The organism is Cupriavidus sp. HE11 (genome assembly GCF_056097175.1).
The window spans coordinates 223,296-240,243 of record NZ_CP184465.1; the positions used below are offsets into that span (position 1 = coordinate 223,296).

The 16,948-nt window shown below is 67.1% G+C and carries 13 protein-coding genes; 10 read left to right on the forward strand and 3 right to left on the reverse strand.

Annotation, left to right across the window (positions count from 1 at the left end):
• Positions 1 to 82: 82 nt before the first annotated feature.
• On the forward strand, positions 83 to 850 hold the full coding sequence (locus ACOABP_RS18490; RefSeq protein WP_474229341.1) for a YdcF family protein: 768 nt from the start codon (positions 83 to 85) through the stop codon (positions 848 to 850).
• Here the strand turns inward: ACOABP_RS18490 and ACOABP_RS18495 are convergent, their stop codons facing one another.
• Positions 851 to 2,446 carry an FMN-binding glutamate synthase family protein gene (locus ACOABP_RS18495; RefSeq protein ID WP_474229343.1) on the reverse strand — a complete coding sequence of 532 codons (1,596 nt, stop codon included), beginning with the start codon at positions 2,444 to 2,446 and terminating at the stop codon, positions 851 to 853.
• Between the two features lie 333 nt (positions 2,447 to 2,779).
• On the opposite strand from ACOABP_RS18495, the gene ACOABP_RS18500 reads away from it, so the two are divergent.
• The 5 genes from ACOABP_RS18500 to ACOABP_RS18520 all read left to right on the forward strand — a co-directional run bounded on the left by ACOABP_RS18500 (position 2,780) and on the right by ACOABP_RS18520 (position 9,238).
• Complete coding sequence (locus ACOABP_RS18500) at positions 2,780 to 4,762, forward strand: sigma-54-dependent Fis family transcriptional regulator (protein ID WP_474229344.1); 1,983 nt, start codon at positions 2,780 to 2,782, stop codon at positions 4,760 to 4,762.
• A gap of 192 nt (positions 4,763 to 4,954) precedes the next feature.
• Positions 4,955 to 5,998, forward strand: a complete 1,044-nt coding sequence (locus ACOABP_RS18505) for an ATP-NAD kinase family protein (RefSeq protein WP_474229346.1) — start codon at positions 4,955 to 4,957, stop codon at positions 5,996 to 5,998.
• A 51-nt stretch (positions 5,999 to 6,049) separates the two neighbouring features.
• Positions 6,050 to 7,048, forward strand: coding sequence for a thiamine pyrophosphate-dependent dehydrogenase E1 component subunit alpha (locus ACOABP_RS18510; RefSeq protein ID WP_066740255.1), 999 nt, complete (start codon positions 6,050 to 6,052; stop codon positions 7,046 to 7,048).
• 61 nt (positions 7,049 to 7,109) lie between these two features.
• A complete protein-coding gene (locus ACOABP_RS18515) occupies positions 7,110 to 8,126 on the forward strand; it encodes an alpha-ketoacid dehydrogenase subunit beta (RefSeq protein ID WP_474229348.1) in 1,017 nt (338 codons plus the stop codon).
• Complete coding sequence (locus ACOABP_RS18520; protein WP_474229350.1) at positions 8,126 to 9,238, forward strand: acetoin dehydrogenase dihydrolipoyllysine-residue acetyltransferase subunit; 1,113 nt, start codon at positions 8,126 to 8,128, stop codon at positions 9,236 to 9,238. Before ACOABP_RS18515 ends, ACOABP_RS18520 begins: the two co-directional genes overlap by 1 nt.
• Before the next feature lie 170 nt (positions 9,239 to 9,408).
• Here ACOABP_RS18520 and ACOABP_RS18525 read toward each other — a convergent pair whose 3' ends face one another.
• Both ACOABP_RS18525 and ACOABP_RS18530 read right to left on the reverse strand, forming a co-directional pair.
• Positions 9,409 to 10,524 (reverse strand): NAD(P)H-dependent flavin oxidoreductase, encoded by a 1,116-nt coding sequence (locus ACOABP_RS18525; RefSeq protein WP_474229352.1) that lies wholly within the window; start codon positions 10,522 to 10,524, stop codon positions 9,409 to 9,411.
• Between the two features lie 14 nt (positions 10,525 to 10,538).
• Positions 10,539 to 11,435, reverse strand: a complete 897-nt coding sequence (locus tag ACOABP_RS18530; RefSeq protein ID WP_474229354.1) for a LysR substrate-binding domain-containing protein — start codon at positions 11,433 to 11,435, stop codon at positions 10,539 to 10,541.
• Positions 11,436 to 11,740: 305 nt separating this feature from the next.
• Here ACOABP_RS18530 and ACOABP_RS18535 point away from each other — a divergent pair, with 305 nt between their 5' ends.
• From ACOABP_RS18535 to ACOABP_RS18550, 4 genes are all read left to right on the forward strand, one after another.
• The gene (locus ACOABP_RS18535) at positions 11,741 to 12,154 is read left to right on the forward strand and encodes a DUF1801 domain-containing protein (RefSeq protein ID WP_474229356.1); all 414 of its coding nucleotides are present in this window, start codon (positions 11,741 to 11,743) and stop codon (positions 12,152 to 12,154) included.
• Between the two features lie 161 nt (positions 12,155 to 12,315).
• Entirely contained in the window at positions 12,316 to 15,468 is a 3,153-nt protein-coding gene (locus tag ACOABP_RS18540; RefSeq protein ID WP_474229357.1) for a response regulator, read from the forward strand.
• A complete protein-coding gene (locus ACOABP_RS18545) occupies positions 15,450 to 16,340 on the forward strand; it encodes a CheR family methyltransferase (RefSeq protein ID WP_474229358.1) in 891 nt (296 codons plus the stop codon). The genes ACOABP_RS18540 and ACOABP_RS18545 overlap by 19 nt, the downstream gene beginning before the upstream one ends.
• A 9-nt stretch (positions 16,341 to 16,349) precedes the next feature.
• Positions 16,350 to 16,946, forward strand: a complete 597-nt coding sequence (locus ACOABP_RS18550) for a chemotaxis protein CheB (protein ID WP_474229360.1) — start codon at positions 16,350 to 16,352, stop codon at positions 16,944 to 16,946.
• Positions 16,947 to 16,948 lie beyond the last annotated feature (2 nt).

Consider the following 16,948-nt stretch of genomic DNA (forward strand, 5'->3'; position numbering starts at 1 on the left):
CCGCCATTCGGATGTAGCATCGCCGCCTGGAACAGATTGCGGGTTCGGGATGGCGAATAAATCGAAGGGTTGGCGTATCGCAATGGCGTTGCCGGGCAGCTTGCTGCTTGGCGATGCCCTGATGCTGGCGATACGCGGCGTGATGAATTTTGGCGTGGTCGTGCCGGGCGTGCTCGGACTGGCTGCGCTTGCCCTGGCGGCACGCTGGGACACCGTCGCGCGCTGGCGCCGTACGCATCCCGGCGTGGCCTGGCTGTGGCGCGCCGGCTGGGCGTTGCTGATCGTCTGGCTGATCAGCGTTGCCATCTTCTTCCGCTTTCTGAGTCAGGGCGCACACGCGCCCATCACGCCCGAAGCGGCCACGCAGCCGCCGGCGGCCATTCTGGTGCTGGGGTCCGGATCACCCAATTGCGAAGTCTCGCCCACGCTGAAAGCTCGCCTTGACGTGGGGCTTGCGCTGGCTCGCCAGTGGCCGGCGGCGCCGGTCGTGGTGAGCGGTGGACGTGATTTCGGGGGGCTCGATTGCACCGAAGCCGGGTTGATGGCTGACTACCTGATCAGCCAGGGCCTGCCGCCGCAGCGCGTCCTGCGTGAAGACCGCAGCACCAGCACCGACGAGAACATGCGGTTCTCGCGCCGGGTGCTGGAACAGCATGGCATCGGCGCGGACGCGGCACTGGTCATGGTCACCAGCGACTTCCACCTGCTGCGCGCCGGGCGCATCGCGCGCAAGGCCGGATTCGGCGCCGTGTCGGGCGTGGCCGCGCCCACGCCGCTCTACGTGCGCTACAACGCCTGGCTGCGCGAGTACTTCGCCTATATCAGCGGATGGATGCTCGGCGAGTACTGATCAGCCCGGCATGCCGAAATGGTCCGCCCGGGCCATCGGCCAGTATTTCTCCCACAGGCTGAAGCGCAGGTTGCCGTTGACCAGATCGCCCGGCTGCAGGAAATCGAACAGCTCGGACATCGGCTTGACCTCGCTGGGCGACAAGCGCCGCACGATATGGTGCGGCGTCAGCTCGGCGGGCGAATGGAGCCCGGCGGCCTGCAGCAGCTCCTGCAGCGCATGCACGGTATGACGATGGAAATTGGCCACGCGCTCGGCCTTGTCCGGCACCACGATGGCGCGCTGGCGCACCGGGTCCTGCGTGGCAACGCCCACCGGGCAACGGTCGGTATGGCACTTCTGCGCCTGCACGCAACCCAGGGCGAACATGAAGCCCCGGGCGGCATTGCACCAGTCGGCGCCCATCGCCAGCGTGCGCGCGATATCGAAGGCACTGATCAGCTTGCCGCTGGCGCCCACGCGGATCTTGTCGCGCAGGTTGGCGCCGACCAGCGTGTTGTGTACCAGCAGCAGTCCTTCCTGCAGCGGCACGCCGATATGGTCGACAAATTCCAGCGGCGCCGCGCCGGTGCCGCCTTCGGCGCCATCGACCACGATAAAGTCCGGCAGGATGCCCGATTCCAGCATCGCCTTGACCACGCCAAAGAAATCCCACGGATGACCGATACACAGCTTGAAGCCGGTGGGCTTGCCGCCTGACAGGTTGCGTAACCGATCGACGAATTGAAGTAGCTCCAGCGGCGTGGAGAATTCGCTATGGGCGGCGGGCGACACGCAATCGATACCCATCGGCACCCCGCGCGTGGCCGCGATTTCCGGCGTGATCTTGGCCGCCGGCAGCACTCCGCCATGGCCTGGCTTGGCGCCTTGCGACAGCTTGATCTCGATCATCTTCACTTGCGGGTCCGCCGCCTGCCTGGCGAACAGGTCGGGATCGAAACCGCCATCGGGGCGGCGGCAGCCAAAGTAGCCCGAGCCGAGTTCCCAGATCAGGTCGCCGCCTTCCGCGCGGTGATAGGGCGAGATCGAACCCTCGCCAGTGTCGTGCGCGAACCCGCCGATTTTCGCGCCACGATTGAGCGCGCGGATGGCATTGGCCGACAGCGCGCCGAAGCTCATGGCCGAGACGTTGAAGACCGAGATGTCATAGGGCTGGGCGCGGTCGGCGCCCACCGTCATGCGGAAATCGGCCGACGGGATCTTTGTCGGGGCCAGCGAATGGCTGATCCATTCGTAGCCGGGGCGCTTGACGTCGGATTCCGTGCCGAACGGACGGCTATCCACCTCGTTCTTGGCGCGCTGGTACACCAGGCTGCGCTGGGCGCGCGAGAAGGGCGCCTCGGACGTGTCGTCCTCGATGAAGTACTGGCGGATCTCCGGCCGGATGAACTCCAGGAAGAAGCGCGCGTGGCCCCAGATCGGATAGTTACGCAGGATTGCGTGGCGCCGCTGGAGCAGGTCGTGGACACCCACCAGGCATAGCGCCAGCGGCAGCACCACCCACCACCACGACACTGCACGCGTGGCCGCCAGGGCGGTCAGGACAATCAGGCCGCAGGCCGACAGGGCCACGGCGCCATAACGACGCTCGAACATATGAGGGACTCTTTCGGTTTATGGGCAACCCCAGATGATGGCGCGTACGGGGAGGCAAGTGAAGTATCGGCACTGGAAACGCTGTTTTGATGATCGGACAACAAAATGCGATTAACCGCCCTCATTGTGTCAGAACGGGGCTGCCAGGTCGCTTTTGGTTGGCGTAGTCGCCACCCCGGTCACCTGGCCCGGAAGGCAGGTATGTAGATCAAAAATGCGATTAACCGCCATGGCGTGGCCCCCTGCGCATTTCGCGGCGCTTTGCTGCAGCGCCGCGTTTGCGCCGGCAGGGCGGTGGGATACAGTACCCCGCAGACCGATAAGGAGACAGCGATGGATCTGCGGCAGCGCGAGCACATCGAGACCGTGGTGCATGCCACCACCTGGCTGCCCCTGCCTGCCGAATCCGCCAAGCCGATCGGGCACGACGCCATGATCCAGAATTCGTGGCGGCGCTGCGTCCATCAGTACGGGCTGGACCCATCGCGCATGCAGGAAGCGCGGATCGTGGAACAGTCGTGCCTGCGCGAGCACCAGCAGCGCATCGACGACTTTGCGCGCATCGCCCGGCACGGCCTGGAATCGCTGTATGGCCACGTGGCCGGTCTTGGCTACGTCGTGCTGCTGACCGATGCCCAGGGCGTGACCGTCGACTATATCGGCGATGCCAACACCGACGCCGCGTTGCGCCACGCCGGCCTGTACCTGGGATCGGAATGGAGCGAGGCCGGGGCGGGCACCTGCGCCGTCGGCACGGCCCTGGTCACGGGCGAGGCGCTGACTGTCCATCAGGCTGACCATTTCGATGCCACGCATATCCCGCTGACCTGTACCGCCGCGCCGCTGTTCGACACGCAGGGCCGGCTCAACGCGATCCTGGACATCTCGGCGCTGACGTCGCCCGACGCCAAGGCCAGCCAGGGCCTGGCCCTGCAGATGGTGCGCATCTACGCGGCCCATATCGAAAACGCCAATTTCCTGCGCGTCCACCATCGGGACTGGATCCTGAAGCTGAACGTGGCGCCAGAGTTCGTCGACGTCAGCCCCGAATACCTGCTGGCGCTGGACGAAGGCGGCCGCATCGTCGGCTGCAACAACCGCGCGCGGCGGATGCTGGAGGGCGAAATCCCGGGCACGCCCGTGCTGGGGCAGTCATTCGAAGCACTGTTCGACGCCCGGATCGACGATCTGGGGCGCTTTGTCTATTCCCGGCCCAGCGAACAGCGGCTGGTGGCCCTGCACCGTAGCGGCGGCCTGTTGTACCTGAGCGTGATGCCGCCGGCGCTGCGCTGGCAGTCCCGTACCCAAGCCCAGCCCGCGGCGCCGTTGCCGGCCGCGCTGGCGGCGTTGAGCGGTGGCGACGCCGCCATGCAGCAGCAGCTGCAACGCGCGGCAAGGCTGGTGGATGCGCGCATCCATATGCTGATCCACGGCGAAACCGGCAGCGGCAAGGAGTACTTTGCCAAGGCGCTGCACCAGGCCGGCGGCCGGCGCGCGCAGCCGTTCGTGGCGTTCAACTGCGCGGCAATTCCCGAGACGCTGATCGAAAGCGAACTGTTCGGGCACCTGCCCAACAGCTTCTCCGGGGCCGGGGCGCGCGGCAAGCGCGGCCTGATCCAGGAGGCCGATGGCGGCACGCTGTTTCTGGACGAGATCGGCGACATGCCGCGCGACCTGCAATCGCGGCTGCTGCGCGTGCTGGCCGAGGGCGAGGTGCTGCCTATCGGCGCCACGCGGCCGGTGCCGGTCAATGTGCGCGTGATTTCGGCCACCCATCACCGGCTGGACAAGCTCGTGGAGGCCGGCCAATTCCGCGAGGACCTCTACTACCGCCTGAACGGCGCGCGCTTCGAGCTGCCGTCGCTGCGCGAGCGGCAGGACCTGGACTGGCTGATCGACAAGATGCTGGCCGATGGCGATGGTGGTCAGCGCAGCGTGACGCTGGCCGACACGGCCCGCCAGCGGCTGCATGCCCACCGCTGGCCGGGCAACCTGCGCGAGCTGCGCAACGTCATCGAATACGCGTGCGCGATCTGCCACGCTGGCGTGGTGACGCCTGACGACCTGCCCGACGGTCTTGGCGCCGGCGCCACGACGGCGCGGGCCCTGCCTGCGGCCCAGGTCGGGCCGGACGCCGACAACTCGCCCCAGGCGCTATCTCCCGATGCCATGCTGCTGATGCAGTACCTGCGCGCATCGGGCTGGAATCTGAGCGCCGTGGCGCGGCAGATCGGCATCAGCCGCATGACCCTGTACCGGCGCATGGAGCGGTATGGCATCGCGTCGCCTAACCGGCGCGATGGCGGCCAGCCGTGACGACTGTCCACCGCTGGACAGCTGTACTGTGACACCTGTCACACCCTGGCACGCCTGAACGGCGTGCCGTCTGCGGGTTATCCCGCGGATCGGACCCGGTTTTCCACCGTTTTGACGGCTGGCGCCGTCCGCAATCCCTTGGCACACCCATTGCAATGACCCTGTCACGACAAGAGCGACAGGAGACAGGCCATGGGGGTACCGCTGGTCGGCATCATCGCCAATCCCGTATCGGCGCGCGATATTCGCCGCGTGATCGCCAACGCCAACAGCCTGCAACTGGCTGATCGCGTCAATATCGTGCTGCGGCTGCTGGCGGCGCTGTCCGCCTGCGGCATTGACCGCGTGATGATGATGCCCGACCGCGAGGGCCTGCGCGTCATGCTGACCCGCCATCTGGCTCGTCACCAGGGTCCCGATGCCGGTTTGCCCGCCGTGGAGTTCATCGACATGCCGGTGACGGCGCGCGTCGACGATACGCTGCACGCCGCCCGCCATATGGCCGACGCCGGCGTGTCCGTCATCATCGTGCTGGGGGGCGACGGCACGCACCGCGCGGTGGTGCGCGAATGCGGCGCGGTGCCGATTGCCGGGCTTTCCACCGGCACCAACAACGCCTTTCCCGAAATGCGCGAGCCGACCATCACCGGGCTGGCCGCAGGCCTCTATGCCACCGGGCAGATCCCGGCCGGCCGGGCGCTGGCATCGAACAAGCGGCTCGATATCGTGATTCGCGATGCCGACGGTGGCTTCCGGCGCGATATCGCGCTGGTCGACGCCGTGATCGCGCACGAGCAGTTCATCGGTGCCCGCGCGCTATGGCGGGCCGACACGCTGGCCGCCGTCTACGTGGCCTATGCCGATCCCCAGGCAATTGGCCTGTCCGCCATCGCCGGGCTGCTGGAACCGGTAGGCCGGCGCGAGCCGGGCGGCCTGGCGATCGAGCTGGCACCGGCCGGCGAGGGCGCCTTCGACCTGCTGGCACCGATTGCCCCGGGGCTGCTCTGCAACGTGCCGATTGCCGGCTGGCACCGCATCGCCCATGCGCGGCCCCATCGCGTGCGCCAGCGCGCCGGCATCGTTGCACTGGACGGCGAACGCGAACTGGCGTTTGGGCCGCGCGACGAAGTCACCGTCACGCTGCACGACCACGCGTTCCGCAGCGTCGACGTGGCCGCCTGCATGCGCTATGCGGCGTGCGAGCACCTGATGCGCAGCGTACCGGCGCTGACCTGAATCCTTCATCCCACCTATTACAAGGCAGTACCACCACCAAAGGAGACGACCATGAGCGCCAGCACTTCGCAGTCAGCGCAGATGCCCCTCGACAAGGAGACATTGCTGACCGTGTACCGCAAGATGCGGACGATCCGCGATTTCGAGGAACGCCTGCATGTGGATTTTGGCCGGGGGGATATTCCCGGCTTCGTGCACCTCTACGCCGGCGAGGAGGCGGCGGGCGTGGGCATCCTGCACCATCTGCACGATGGCGACCGCATTGCCAGCACGCACCGGGGCCATGGCCACTGCATTGCCAAGGGGGTGGACCCGGTGGCGATGATGAAGGAGATCTACGGCAAGAAGGGCGGCTCTTGCAATGGCAAGGGCGGGTCGATGCATATCGCCGACCTGTCCAGGGGGATGATGGGCGCCAACGGCATCCTGGGCGCCGGGGCACCGCTGGTCTGCGGCGCGGCGCTGGCGGCCAAGTTCCGTGGCAAGGGCGAGGTCGGCATCACGTTCTGCGGCGACGGGGCGTCCAACCAGGGCACCTTTCTGGAAAGCCTGAACCTGGCGGCCGTGTGGAACCTGCCGGTGATCTTCGTCATCGAGAACAACGGCTACGCGGAATCCACCTCGCGCGACTATGGCACCGCCGTCGACAGCTATGTCGACCGCGCGGCCGGCTTCGGCATCCCGGGCGTGACCGTGGACGGCACCGACTTCTTCGCCGTGCACGAGGCGGCGGGCGAGGTCATCCGGCGTGCGCGCGAGGGCGGCGGCCCATCGCTGCTGGAATGCAAGATGGTTCGCTTCTATGGGCACTTCGAGGGCGATGCCCAGACCTATCGCGGCGCCGGCGAGCTGGACGATATCCGCGCCAACAAGGACTGCCTGAAGCTGTTCACGCGTGCCGTGACCCAGGCCGGCGTGGTGACGCGCGACGAGTTCGATGCCATCGACCGCGAGGTGGCCGCGCTGATCGACCACGCCGTGCAGGAAGCCAAGGCCGCCCCGCTGCCGGGGCCCGAAGACCTGCTGACCGATGTCTATGTGAGCTACTGATTGAGTGGCCGGACGCAAGCGTCCAGGCATCCAAGCCATCCCGATAAAAGGAGACATCAACATGGCCCGAAAACTCAGCATCAAGCTGGCGATCAATGAAGCGATCGACCAGGAAATGACCCGCGATCCGAGCGTGATCATGCTCGGCGAGGATATCGTCGGCGGCGCAGGCGCCGATGGAGAGAAAGACGCCTGGGGCGGTGTGCTCGGCGTGACCAAGGGGCTCTATGCCAAGCATGGCGACCGGCTGCTGGATACGCCGCTGTCCGAATCGGCCTACATGGGGGCCGCCATCGGTGCCGCTGCATGCGGCATGCGCCCGATCGCCGAACTGATGTTCATCGATTTCATGGGCGTCTGCTTCGACCAGATCTTCAACCAGGCTGCCAAGTTCCGCTACATGTTTGGTGGCAAGGCCGAGACGCCGGTGGTGATCCGCGCCATGGTCGGCGCCGGCTTCCGTGCGGCCGCCCAGCACAGCCAGATGCTGACGCCGATCTTCACGCATATTCCGGGGCTCAAGGTGGTGTGCCCGTCCACGCCGTATGACACCAAGGGCCTGCTGATCCAGGCCATCCGCGACAACGACCCGGTGATTTTCTGCGAGCACAAGAACCTGTACGGACTGGAGGGCGACGTGCCCGAGGGCGCTTACGCGATCCCGTTCGGCGAGGCCAATATCGCGCGCGACGGCAAGGACGTAACCATCGTTGCCTACGGCCTGATGGTGCATCGCGCGCTGGAGGCAGCGGCCACGCTGGAAAAGGACGGCATCGAGGCCGAGGTGATCGACCTGCGCACGCTGTCGCCGCTGGACATGGACACCGTGCTCGAATCGGTGGAGAACACCGGCCGCCTGGTGGTGGTGGACGAAGCCAGCCCGCGCTGCAATATCGCCACCGACATCGCCGCCCAGACCGCGCAGCAGGCCTTTGGCGCGCTCAAGGCCGGCATCGAGATGGTCTGCCCGCCGCACACGCCGGTACCGTTCTCGCCCACGCTCGAAGACCTGTATATCCCCAGCGCGGCCCGCATCGTGGAAGCCGTGCGCAAGACCATGAAGGGAGGCAAGCACTGATGGCCGCAGCAATCACCCCGATCGTGATGCCCAAATGGGGCCTGTCGATGAAGGAAGGCACCATCAATGCCTGGCTGGTCGACACCGGTGCCGAGATTTCGGTGGGCATGCCGATCCTCGATGTGGAAACCGACAAGATCGCCAACGCCGTGGAGGCGCCCGACGCCGGCACGCTGCGGCGCAAGGTGGCCGAAGCGGGCGACGTGCTGTCCGTGAAGGCGCTGCTTGGCGTCTTGGCACCCGATGAGGTCAGCGATGCGGAAATCGACGCGTATGTCGCCGGCTATGAGACGCCGGCCGATGACGAGGACGAAGACGAAGCCGGCCCCGCCTACCAGTTCGTTGAGGTCGACGGGCTCCGCGTCCGCTACGCCCGCCGGGGCCACGGCGCCGAAGCGGTGCTCTTCCTCCACGGCTTTGGCGGCGATCTGGACAACTGGCTGTTCAACCTCGACCCGCTGGCGGACACGTACACCGTGGTGGCGCTGGATCTGCCCGGGCACGGACAGACCACGCCCCGCCTGGCTGGCACGACGCTGGCGGAGATGGCCGGCTTCGTGACGCGCTTTCTCGATGCCGTGGACATCGGGCAGGCGCACGTGGTGGGTCATTCGATGGGCGGCGGCATCGCCGCGCAACTGGCGGTGGACGCGCCGCAGCGCGTGCTGTCCGTGGCGCTGGTGTCGCCGGTGGGCTTTGGCGACGAGATCAACAACGGCTACACGGAAGGCTTTGTCAACGCGCAGTCGCGCCGCGAGCTGAAGCCGGTCATCGAACTGCTGTTCGCCAACCCCGATCTGGTCAGCCGGCAGATGCTGGACGACCTGCTGCGCTACAAGCGGCTTGATGGCGTGCCGGAGGCGCTGGCCGCATTGGGCGCCAGCCTGTTCGGCGAAGGCCGCCAGCGCGAACAGCCGGGCCGCCGGCTGGCCGGGTCCGGCAAGCGCACGCTGGTGATCTGGGGTGCCAGGGACCAGGTCGTCCCGCCCGCCCACGCGGAAAACGCCCCGGCAGGCGCCACCGTGACGGTGTTCGACGACGCCGGCCATATGAGCCAGATGGAAAAGGCCGGGGAGGTGAACGGGCTGTTGAAGGGGCATCTGGCGGGGTAATGGCAGGGGTGCCATCCGGCGCTATCCGGCGCTATGTACTTCCGTCGCCCATGAAATGGGGGAGGATCGAACTACCGGGACTTCGCTTCGCCCCCACGACAATCTCTCCAGACCGGTTTGTGCCCCTCGCCCGCAATGCGGGAGAGGGGCCGGGGTGGCAACCTGGGGTTTCAACCCAGCGCTGCCCGCACGCCGCTCAACTGGTCCAGCGCTTCGCGCAACTCCTGCTCCAGCACGGCAACAAGCTCGGCCGAAGGCATGGAGCGGGCCAGCGGCACGGCCTGGCCGGCCCACTGGGCGGCGAACTCGCTGACGCCCTTGGCCTTGGCGGCGGCGTGCAGGGCCTTGCCGGCGTCGTACGTCACGGGATAGTCGGGGATGGCGGGTGCGCCGGCGTCGGTGCCCAGGCGCGTGAAGCGGCTGGTGAAGCCGCGTGCGGCTCGGCCCGAGATGGCGCGGGTCAGCGTGGTCGGGCGGGTTTCGGCGGCGGTCAGCGCGGCGCGATAGGCGGCGTCGGCGGCCGATTCGTCGGTGGCGACGAAGGCCGTACCAAGCTGCGCAGCGGCGGCGCCCAGTGCCAGCACGGCGGCAATGCCGGCGCCGTCCATGATGCCGCCGGCGGCGATCACGGGCAGGCGGGTGCGAGCCACCAGTACGCGCGTCAGGGCGAACGTGCCCAGGCCTTCGTCCTCGGCTTCGGTGTCAAAGGCGCCGCGATGGCCGCCCGCCTCGATGCCTTGCGCGACGATGGCGTCGATACCTGCGGCTTCGATCCGCCGCGCTTCCTGCAGCGACGTGGCGCTGGCCAGCAGCACGATGCCGGCTGCCTTCAACGCATCGATCCATTCCTGTGCCGGCAGGCCGAAATGAAAGCTCACCACGGCCGGCTTTTCTTCCAGCAGCACCTGGTACATCGCGTCGTCGACCACAAAGCTCTTGTAGATCTCGCGCAGTGCACCGGGCGGCGTGGCACCGAACTCGGCGAACGCCGATGCCAGGTATCCCAGCCATGCGGATTCGCGTTCGGCGTCGGGTGTGGCCGGCACATGGCAGAACAGGTTGATGTTGAACGGCCGGGCGGTCAGCGCGCGGGTTTCTCGAATCACCTTGCGCGCGCCGTCGGCATCCATGGCGCCCACGCCGAGCGAGCCCAGGCCGCCGGCATTGGATACGGCGGCAGCCATGGCGGGGGTGCTGACGCCCGCCATCGGGGCCTGGATGATGGGCAGGCGAATGCCCAGGCGCGACAACAGGTTGCGGGACGGGTTCTGACGGGTGGGTTCCATGGCGAAGTTCCTTGTCATGCGGGCTGGCTACGGCGCAGTTCCTGTTCGAACGCGTCGTAGGCGGAAGTCGTGAAGCCAGAGCGGCGCATCAGGTACGTATGCACTTTCCGGACAGGAACGGTCTGCAGCGTGCCCGCATCGCCCTGCATGGCGAGCAGCGAGCGCGGCACGATGGCTACCGCCGAGCCTGCCGTGACCTGGGCCAGGATGGCGTGGTACGAGGGGAGTTCCAGCACGGTGAGATGGCGGCGCACATCATCGCCGGCCTGTTCGAGCCAGTCTTCGGCGCAGCGGCGATACGTGCAGCCGCGCGCGAAGGCGGCCAGCTGGCGCAGCGTTACGTCTTCGGGGCGCCGTACCTTCGGATGGGTCGCCGGCAGCACCAGCACCAGCTCCTCGGTGGTCAGATAGACGCCTTCCAGGCCGTCGCCCATATCCGACACGGCGATGTCGTGCGGGCTGCCCGTGCCGGGGTGGGCCACGATCGCACAGTCGAGCCGGCGTTCCAGCACGGCGTCGGCCAGTGCCTGCGAGGTGCCGGTGGTCAGGTCCAGTTCGACATCGGGCCACGCGGCATGGAAGCGGCCCAGGGGCCGGGGCAGCAATGTGGCCGCCGTGCTTTCCATCGATCCCACGCGCAGCCGGCCGCTCGGGGCATCGGCACGCATGGACTGGCGCGCCTCTTCGGCCAGGGCCAGCAACTGGTCCGCATAGCCCAGCAGGCGCTGCCCGGCAGGGGTCAGGATCATCTGCTTGTTCGCGCGCAGGAACAGGTCCACGCCAAGGCTTTCTTCCAGCTGTTTCACGCGCGTGGTCACGTTCGATTGCACGCGATCCAGCGACTTGGCGGCACGGGTGATGCTCTGCTCGCGTGCTACGGCGCGAAAAATCTCCAGTTCTGCCAGTTCCAAGCTGTGTCACGACACAATGGTGTCGTTCTCCAATTGAGAATGAAAGTGTAATTAGTATTGTGATTGGAGAATGTTTTGTCAAGGCGGGAGGGACCGGGCGGCGGCCGGGATCGCCATGGTCGCAGCTGCCGGCCTAACCGTCGGATCTGTGATTTATAGTGATGCCCGGCCAGCGTCGCCCCACGGCATGGCAGGCATCGGGCTGGATCGGAGCCCCACCGCCAGGGGAAAGCCAGTGCCTTCGCGAAGGCAGGTGGCGTATCAACAGTGATGCATGGCGGTAACAACTCACCGGAGACAACGACATGAAAAAGGCAGAACCGCAGGCCGGCGTACCGGCCGCCGAGCTGATCGATGCGAGGATTGCCGAGCTTGGCGACTGGCGCGGCGAGATGCTTGCGCAACTGCGGGCAATCGTCAAGGAAGCCGATGCCGAAGTGGTCGAGGAGTGGAAATGGAGCGTGCCGGTGTGGTCGCACGACGGCATCCTCTGCACCGGCGAGGTCTACAAGGCCGCCGTGAAGATGACATTCGCCAAGGGCGCGTCGCTGGACGATCCAAAGGGGCTGTTCAATTCGAGCCTGGACGGCAACGTGCGCCGTGCGATCGACTTCCGCGAAGGCGAGGCCATCAACAAGACCGCCCTGAAGGCGCTGATCCGCGCGGCGGTGGCGCTGAACCAGTCGGCCGGCAAGCCGAAAGCCAAGGCCAGGGCCTGATCCGGAGGGGGCTGACGGGCTGGCAGGGGCCCGGCCCATGTCGGCGCGACACTGACATCCATTTCGGCTGCCGCGGGGTAGCATAAGTCGCTTTGGCTTGTTGTTGCGCGCCGTGCGGTCGTTCGGCGCGTGCAGCCGCGACTTCCTTCTACCCGGCCGGTATGCAACCGTCTTCCCTGCAACGCTTCCTGTTTGGCGCGATCCTCGTTCCGGTCTCGATGGCCGTGGTGTTCGGCATCGATGCACTGACACCGCTGGGCCTGGCGGCGTGGCTGTTCTACCTGGTGCCGGTCTGCCTGACCCTTTACGGCAATGACCCGAAGCTGCCGCTGATCACCGCGGCCGCGGGCACGGTGCTGATCGGCGTTGGCTACGCAGTGTCGCCGGCCAGCGCCGTCCGGCCGATCTACGCCGTCGTCAATCGTGGCGCGGGCGTGGTGATGCTGTGGTTCCTGGCGGCGGTGGTCTATCGCTATATCGTGTCGCAAGTGGCCATGCAGCGTGCGGCGTGGCTACAGCAGACGCAGGTGCGTGTGCATCAGGCAGTGCGCAATCCGCAGTCGGCCGGCAATGTAGCCGATGCGCTGGTGCGCGCGCTGGCGCAGGCTTTCCAGGCGCATGTGGGCGTGGTGTACCAGGTGGATGGCGCCCAGATGCGCCGCGTCGCCACCTGGGCGCTGGCCAATGCCGACGACCTGCCGCAGACGCTGGCGCCGGGGCAGACGCTGGCCGGCCAGGCGGCGGTGGAAAACCGCGTGATCGCGGTCGGCGGCCTGCCGGCCAACTACCTTCAGGTGTCATCGGCGCTGGGCCGCACATCGCCCAACGAGATCGTGGCCGCGCCGCTGACGGCCGAGGGCGAGGTGGTGGGCGTGGTGGAGCTGGGCTTCGTCGCCATGCAGCGCGATACCGCCGACATCGTGGAACTGCTGGAGCGCATTGGCGAGTCGATCGGCATGACGCTGCGGGCCGCCGCCTACCGGGGCCGCCTGGAAAAGCTGCTGGGCGAAACCCAGCGCCAGAGCGAGGAGCTGCAGGTCCAGCAGGAAGAGCTGCGTGTATCGAACGAAGAGCTCGAAGAGCGTGGCCGCGCCCTGATGGATTCGCAGGCGCGGCTCGAAGCCCAGCAGGCCGAGCTGGAACAGACCAATGTCCAGTTGGAAGAACACTCGCAACGGCTGGAAGGCCAGAAGCGCGAGATGCTGACCTTCCAGGCCGAACTGGCCGCCAACGCCCGCGCGCTGGAGCGATCCAACCAGTACAAGAGCGAATTCCTGGCAAATATGTCGCACGAACTGCGCACGCCGCTGAACAGTGCGCTGATCCTTGCCAAGCTGCTGCAGGAGAACAAGGAAGGCACGCTGACCACGGAACAGGTGCGTTATGCCGCCACCATCCACGCAGCCAACACCGACCTGCTGAACCTGATCAACGACATCCTCGACCTGTCCAAGATCGAGGCTGGCCATCTGGTGATCGAGCACGAAACGGTCGAACTGAAGGCGCTGACCGAAACGCTGCAGGGCATGTTCGGGCCGATTGCCGGGCAGAAGGGCGTGCCGTTCCGGATCGAATTCCTGCCCGGCGTGCCCGACGCCATCGTGTCGGACAACCAGCGTCTGCAGCAGGTGCTCAAGAACCTGCTGTCCAACGCGTTCAAGTTCACGGAATCTGGCGCGGTCACGCTGGCGCTGGCCGCGCAGGGCGACGATGCAGTGCGCTTCGAGGTGCGCGATACCGGCATCGGCATCCCGAAGGACAAGCAGCAGGTGATCTTCGATGCGTTCCAGCAGGCCGACGGCACCACCAGCCGCCGCTATGGCGGCACGGGGCTGGGCCTGTCGATCTCGCGCGAACTGGGCCGCCTGCTGGGCGGCGTGATCTCGGTGGCCAGCGAACCGGGCCAGGGCAGCGTGTTTTCCTTGACGGTGCCGCGCCTGCTGGCAGGCGACCCGGCCACGCAGGCCGGCCTGATGACGCAGCAGGCCGGCGCGCCGGCACAACTGGTGATGGCGCCGCCGTCCCGCGCCGTGCCGCCTGCTCCGGCACCGGCGCAGGAACCGCTGGAACGCGTGCAGCCGGGCTATCCGGCGCCGATTCCCGACGACCGCGACCATCGCACGCGCGGCAACCGGCTGATCCTGGTGGTCGAGGACGATATCGACTTCGCCGGCATTCTCTACGACCTGGCCCACGAACTCGATTTCGACTGCATCCACGCCACCACGTCGGCACAGGGCCTGGAACTGGCCCGCCAGCACCAGCCGTGCGGCATCCTGCTGGACGTGGCGCTGCCCGACCAGTCGGGGCTGACGCTGCTGGACTGGCTCAAGCGCGACCCCGCCACGCGCCATATCCCCACGCACCTGGTATCGGTCAGCGACCACGCCGAAGCGGCGTTGCACCTGGGCGCGGTGGGCTACACGTTCAAGCCCAGCGAGCGCGACAAGCTGGCTGCGGCAATCCGGGGCCTGGAGGCGCGCATGGCAGCAGGCCAGCGCCGGGTGCTGGTGATCGAGGATGACCCGGCGCTGCGCGAGAGCATTCGCGCGCTGCTGAAGTCGCTGGAGGCCGAGATCGTGACCACTGACAGCGTGGCCGGGGCCACGGCGGCGCTGGACGGTACGCCGTTCGACTGCGTGGTGATGGACATGGTGCTGCCCGACGGCTCCGGTCACGACCTGCTGGCCCACATGGCGCAGCGGGCGCAGGCCAATGCCGGCGCGATGCCGCCCGTGATCATCTATACCGGCCGGCAGTTGTCCGCCGAGGACGAACAGAAGCTGCGCCGCCATTCCAAGTCGATCATCATCAAGGGCGCGCGCTCGCCAGACCGGCTGCTCGACGAGGTGACGCTGTTCCTGCACAGCGTGGAGTCGTCGCTGCCGCCCGAACACCAGCGCATGCTGCGCGCCGCCCGTAGCCGCGATGACACGTTCGACGGCCGGAAACTGCTGCTGGTGGAAGACGATGCGCGCAATATCTTCGCGCTGTCCAAGGTCATCGAGCCGCTGGGCGCCACCGTGGAGATTGCCCGCAGCGGGCGCGAGGCGCTGGATCTATTGAACCGGGTGGACGACATCCACCTGGTGCTGATGGACATCATGATGCCCGAGATGGATGGCATCACGGCCATGCGGCATATCCGCCAGATGCCCCAGTACGCGCGGCTGCCGATCATCGCGCTGACGGCCAAGGCCATGCAATCCGACCGCGAGGCCTGCCTGCAGGCCGGCGCCAACGACTACATCGCCAAGCCGATCGATGTGGACAAACTGCTTTCGCTGTGTCGCGTATGGCTACACGCAAACTGAAGCCCAGGAGCGGGGAACCACTGGTCGACGCGCGGACGGACGACGGCACGGTGCTGCTCGACGTCAATTTCGACATCGAGCTGGAGTTGCTGCTGGAGGCCATCTTCCGCAAGTACCAGCATGATTTCCGGCGCTATTCGCGGGCGTCACTGAGGCGCCGGCTGGAACAGGCGTTGCGGGACCTGGGCCTGGTCACGCTGTCGCAGTTGCAGGACGGCATGCTGCGCGACGCCGTGCTGTTTGGCCGGCTGCTGCAATACCTGACGGTGCAGGTCAGCGAGATGTTCCGCGACCCCTCGTACTTCCGGGCCATCCGCGAGCACGTGGTGCCGGTGCTGCAGACCTATCCGTCGGTCAATGTCTGGGTGGCAGGCTGCAGCAGCGGCGAGGAACTATGGTCGCTGGCTATCCTGTTCGAGGAAGAGGGGCTTGCGTCGCGCACCGTGTTCTATGCCACCGATATCAACCCGGAAGCACTGACGGCCGCACGCGCGGGCGTGTACGACGCCGGGCGCCTGCGCAGCTTCGGTGACAACTACCTGGCCGCCGGCGGGCGGGCGTCGTTGTCGGACTACTATCACGCCGCCTATGGCAAGGCCAAATTCAACGGGCAGCTGATCCGGCAATCGGTGTTTGCGGACCACAGCCTGGCAACCGACAGCGTGTTCCAGGAGGCCCAGCTGATCTCGTGCCGCAATGTGCTGATCTACTTCGACCGGCCGCTGCAGGACCGCGCCATCGGCCTGTTTCGCGATGCGCTGGCGCGGCGCGGGTTCCTGGGGCTGGGTAGCAAGGAAAGCCTGCATTTCAGTGCCCATGTGCAGGATTTCGAGGCGGTGTCGTCGCGCGAGCGGCTGTACCGCAAGCTCTGAGATGCGATCATGAAAGCCATGACGCAACCGTGCAGCGGGGTGGTGATCGGCGGCTCGGCCGGCGCGCTGGAAGCGCTGAACGCCGTGCTGCCGATGCTGCCCGCGCGCTTCATGCCGCCAGTGGTCATCGTCATGCACCAGCTGTCCTCGGGGCCGAGCCTGCTGCCGGGACTGTTTGCCCTGCGTTGCGCAATGCCGGTGCACGAGGCCGAAGACAAGCTGCCCGTGCAGCCGGGCCATCTCTACCTGGCACCCCCGGATTACCACCTGCTGCTCGAACAGGATCCCGACGCGCCAGCCGGCGTGCGGCTGGCCCTGTCGGTGGCACCGCCCGTGCGGTTTTCGCGGCCATCGATCGATGTGTTGTTCGAATCGGCGGCCGTGGCCTGGCGGGCGGGCGTGCTGGGCGTGCTGCTGTCGGGCGCGAACGACGACGGCGCGCGCGGCCTGGCCGTGATTCGCGCGGCGGGCGGCCAGGCGTGGGTGCAGTCGCCCGAATCCGCCATGGTGGAGACCATGCCGCAAGAGGCCATCGCACGTGGCGCGGCCGACCGCATATTGAACCTGGAAGCGATTGGCCACGGGCTGGCCCGCCTGATTGAATGATG

Bases quoted from the DNA above. Each gene is read 5' to 3' on its own strand.
- ACOABP_RS18490 (WP_474229341.1), top strand. From the start codon at position 83: ATGGCGTTGCCGGGCAGCTTGCTGCTTGGCGATGCCCTGATGCTGGCG.
- ACOABP_RS18495 (WP_474229343.1), bottom strand. From the start codon at position 2,446: ATGTTCGAGCGTCGTTATGGCGCCGTGGCCCTGTCGGCCTGCGGCCTG.
- ACOABP_RS18500 (WP_474229344.1), top strand. From the start codon at position 2,780: ATGGATCTGCGGCAGCGCGAGCACATCGAGACCGTGGTGCATGCCACC.
- ACOABP_RS18505 (WP_474229346.1), top strand. From the start codon at position 4,955: ATGGGGGTACCGCTGGTCGGCATCATCGCCAATCCCGTATCGGCGCGC.
- ACOABP_RS18510 (WP_066740255.1), top strand. From the start codon at position 6,050: ATGAGCGCCAGCACTTCGCAGTCAGCGCAGATGCCCCTCGACAAGGAG.
- ACOABP_RS18515 (WP_474229348.1), top strand. From the start codon at position 7,110: ATGGCCCGAAAACTCAGCATCAAGCTGGCGATCAATGAAGCGATCGAC.
- ACOABP_RS18520 (WP_474229350.1), top strand. From the start codon at position 8,126: ATGGCCGCAGCAATCACCCCGATCGTGATGCCCAAATGGGGCCTGTCG.
- ACOABP_RS18525 (WP_474229352.1), bottom strand. From the start codon at position 10,524: ATGGAACCCACCCGTCAGAACCCGTCCCGCAACCTGTTGTCGCGCCTG.
- ACOABP_RS18535 (WP_474229356.1), top strand. From the start codon at position 11,741: ATGAAAAAGGCAGAACCGCAGGCCGGCGTACCGGCCGCCGAGCTGATC.
- ACOABP_RS18540 (WP_474229357.1), top strand. From the start codon at position 12,316: ATGCAACCGTCTTCCCTGCAACGCTTCCTGTTTGGCGCGATCCTCGTT.
- ACOABP_RS18545 (WP_474229358.1), top strand. From the start codon at position 15,450: ATGGCTACACGCAAACTGAAGCCCAGGAGCGGGGAACCACTGGTCGAC.
- ACOABP_RS18550 (WP_474229360.1), top strand. From the start codon at position 16,350: ATGAAAGCCATGACGCAACCGTGCAGCGGGGTGGTGATCGGCGGCTCG.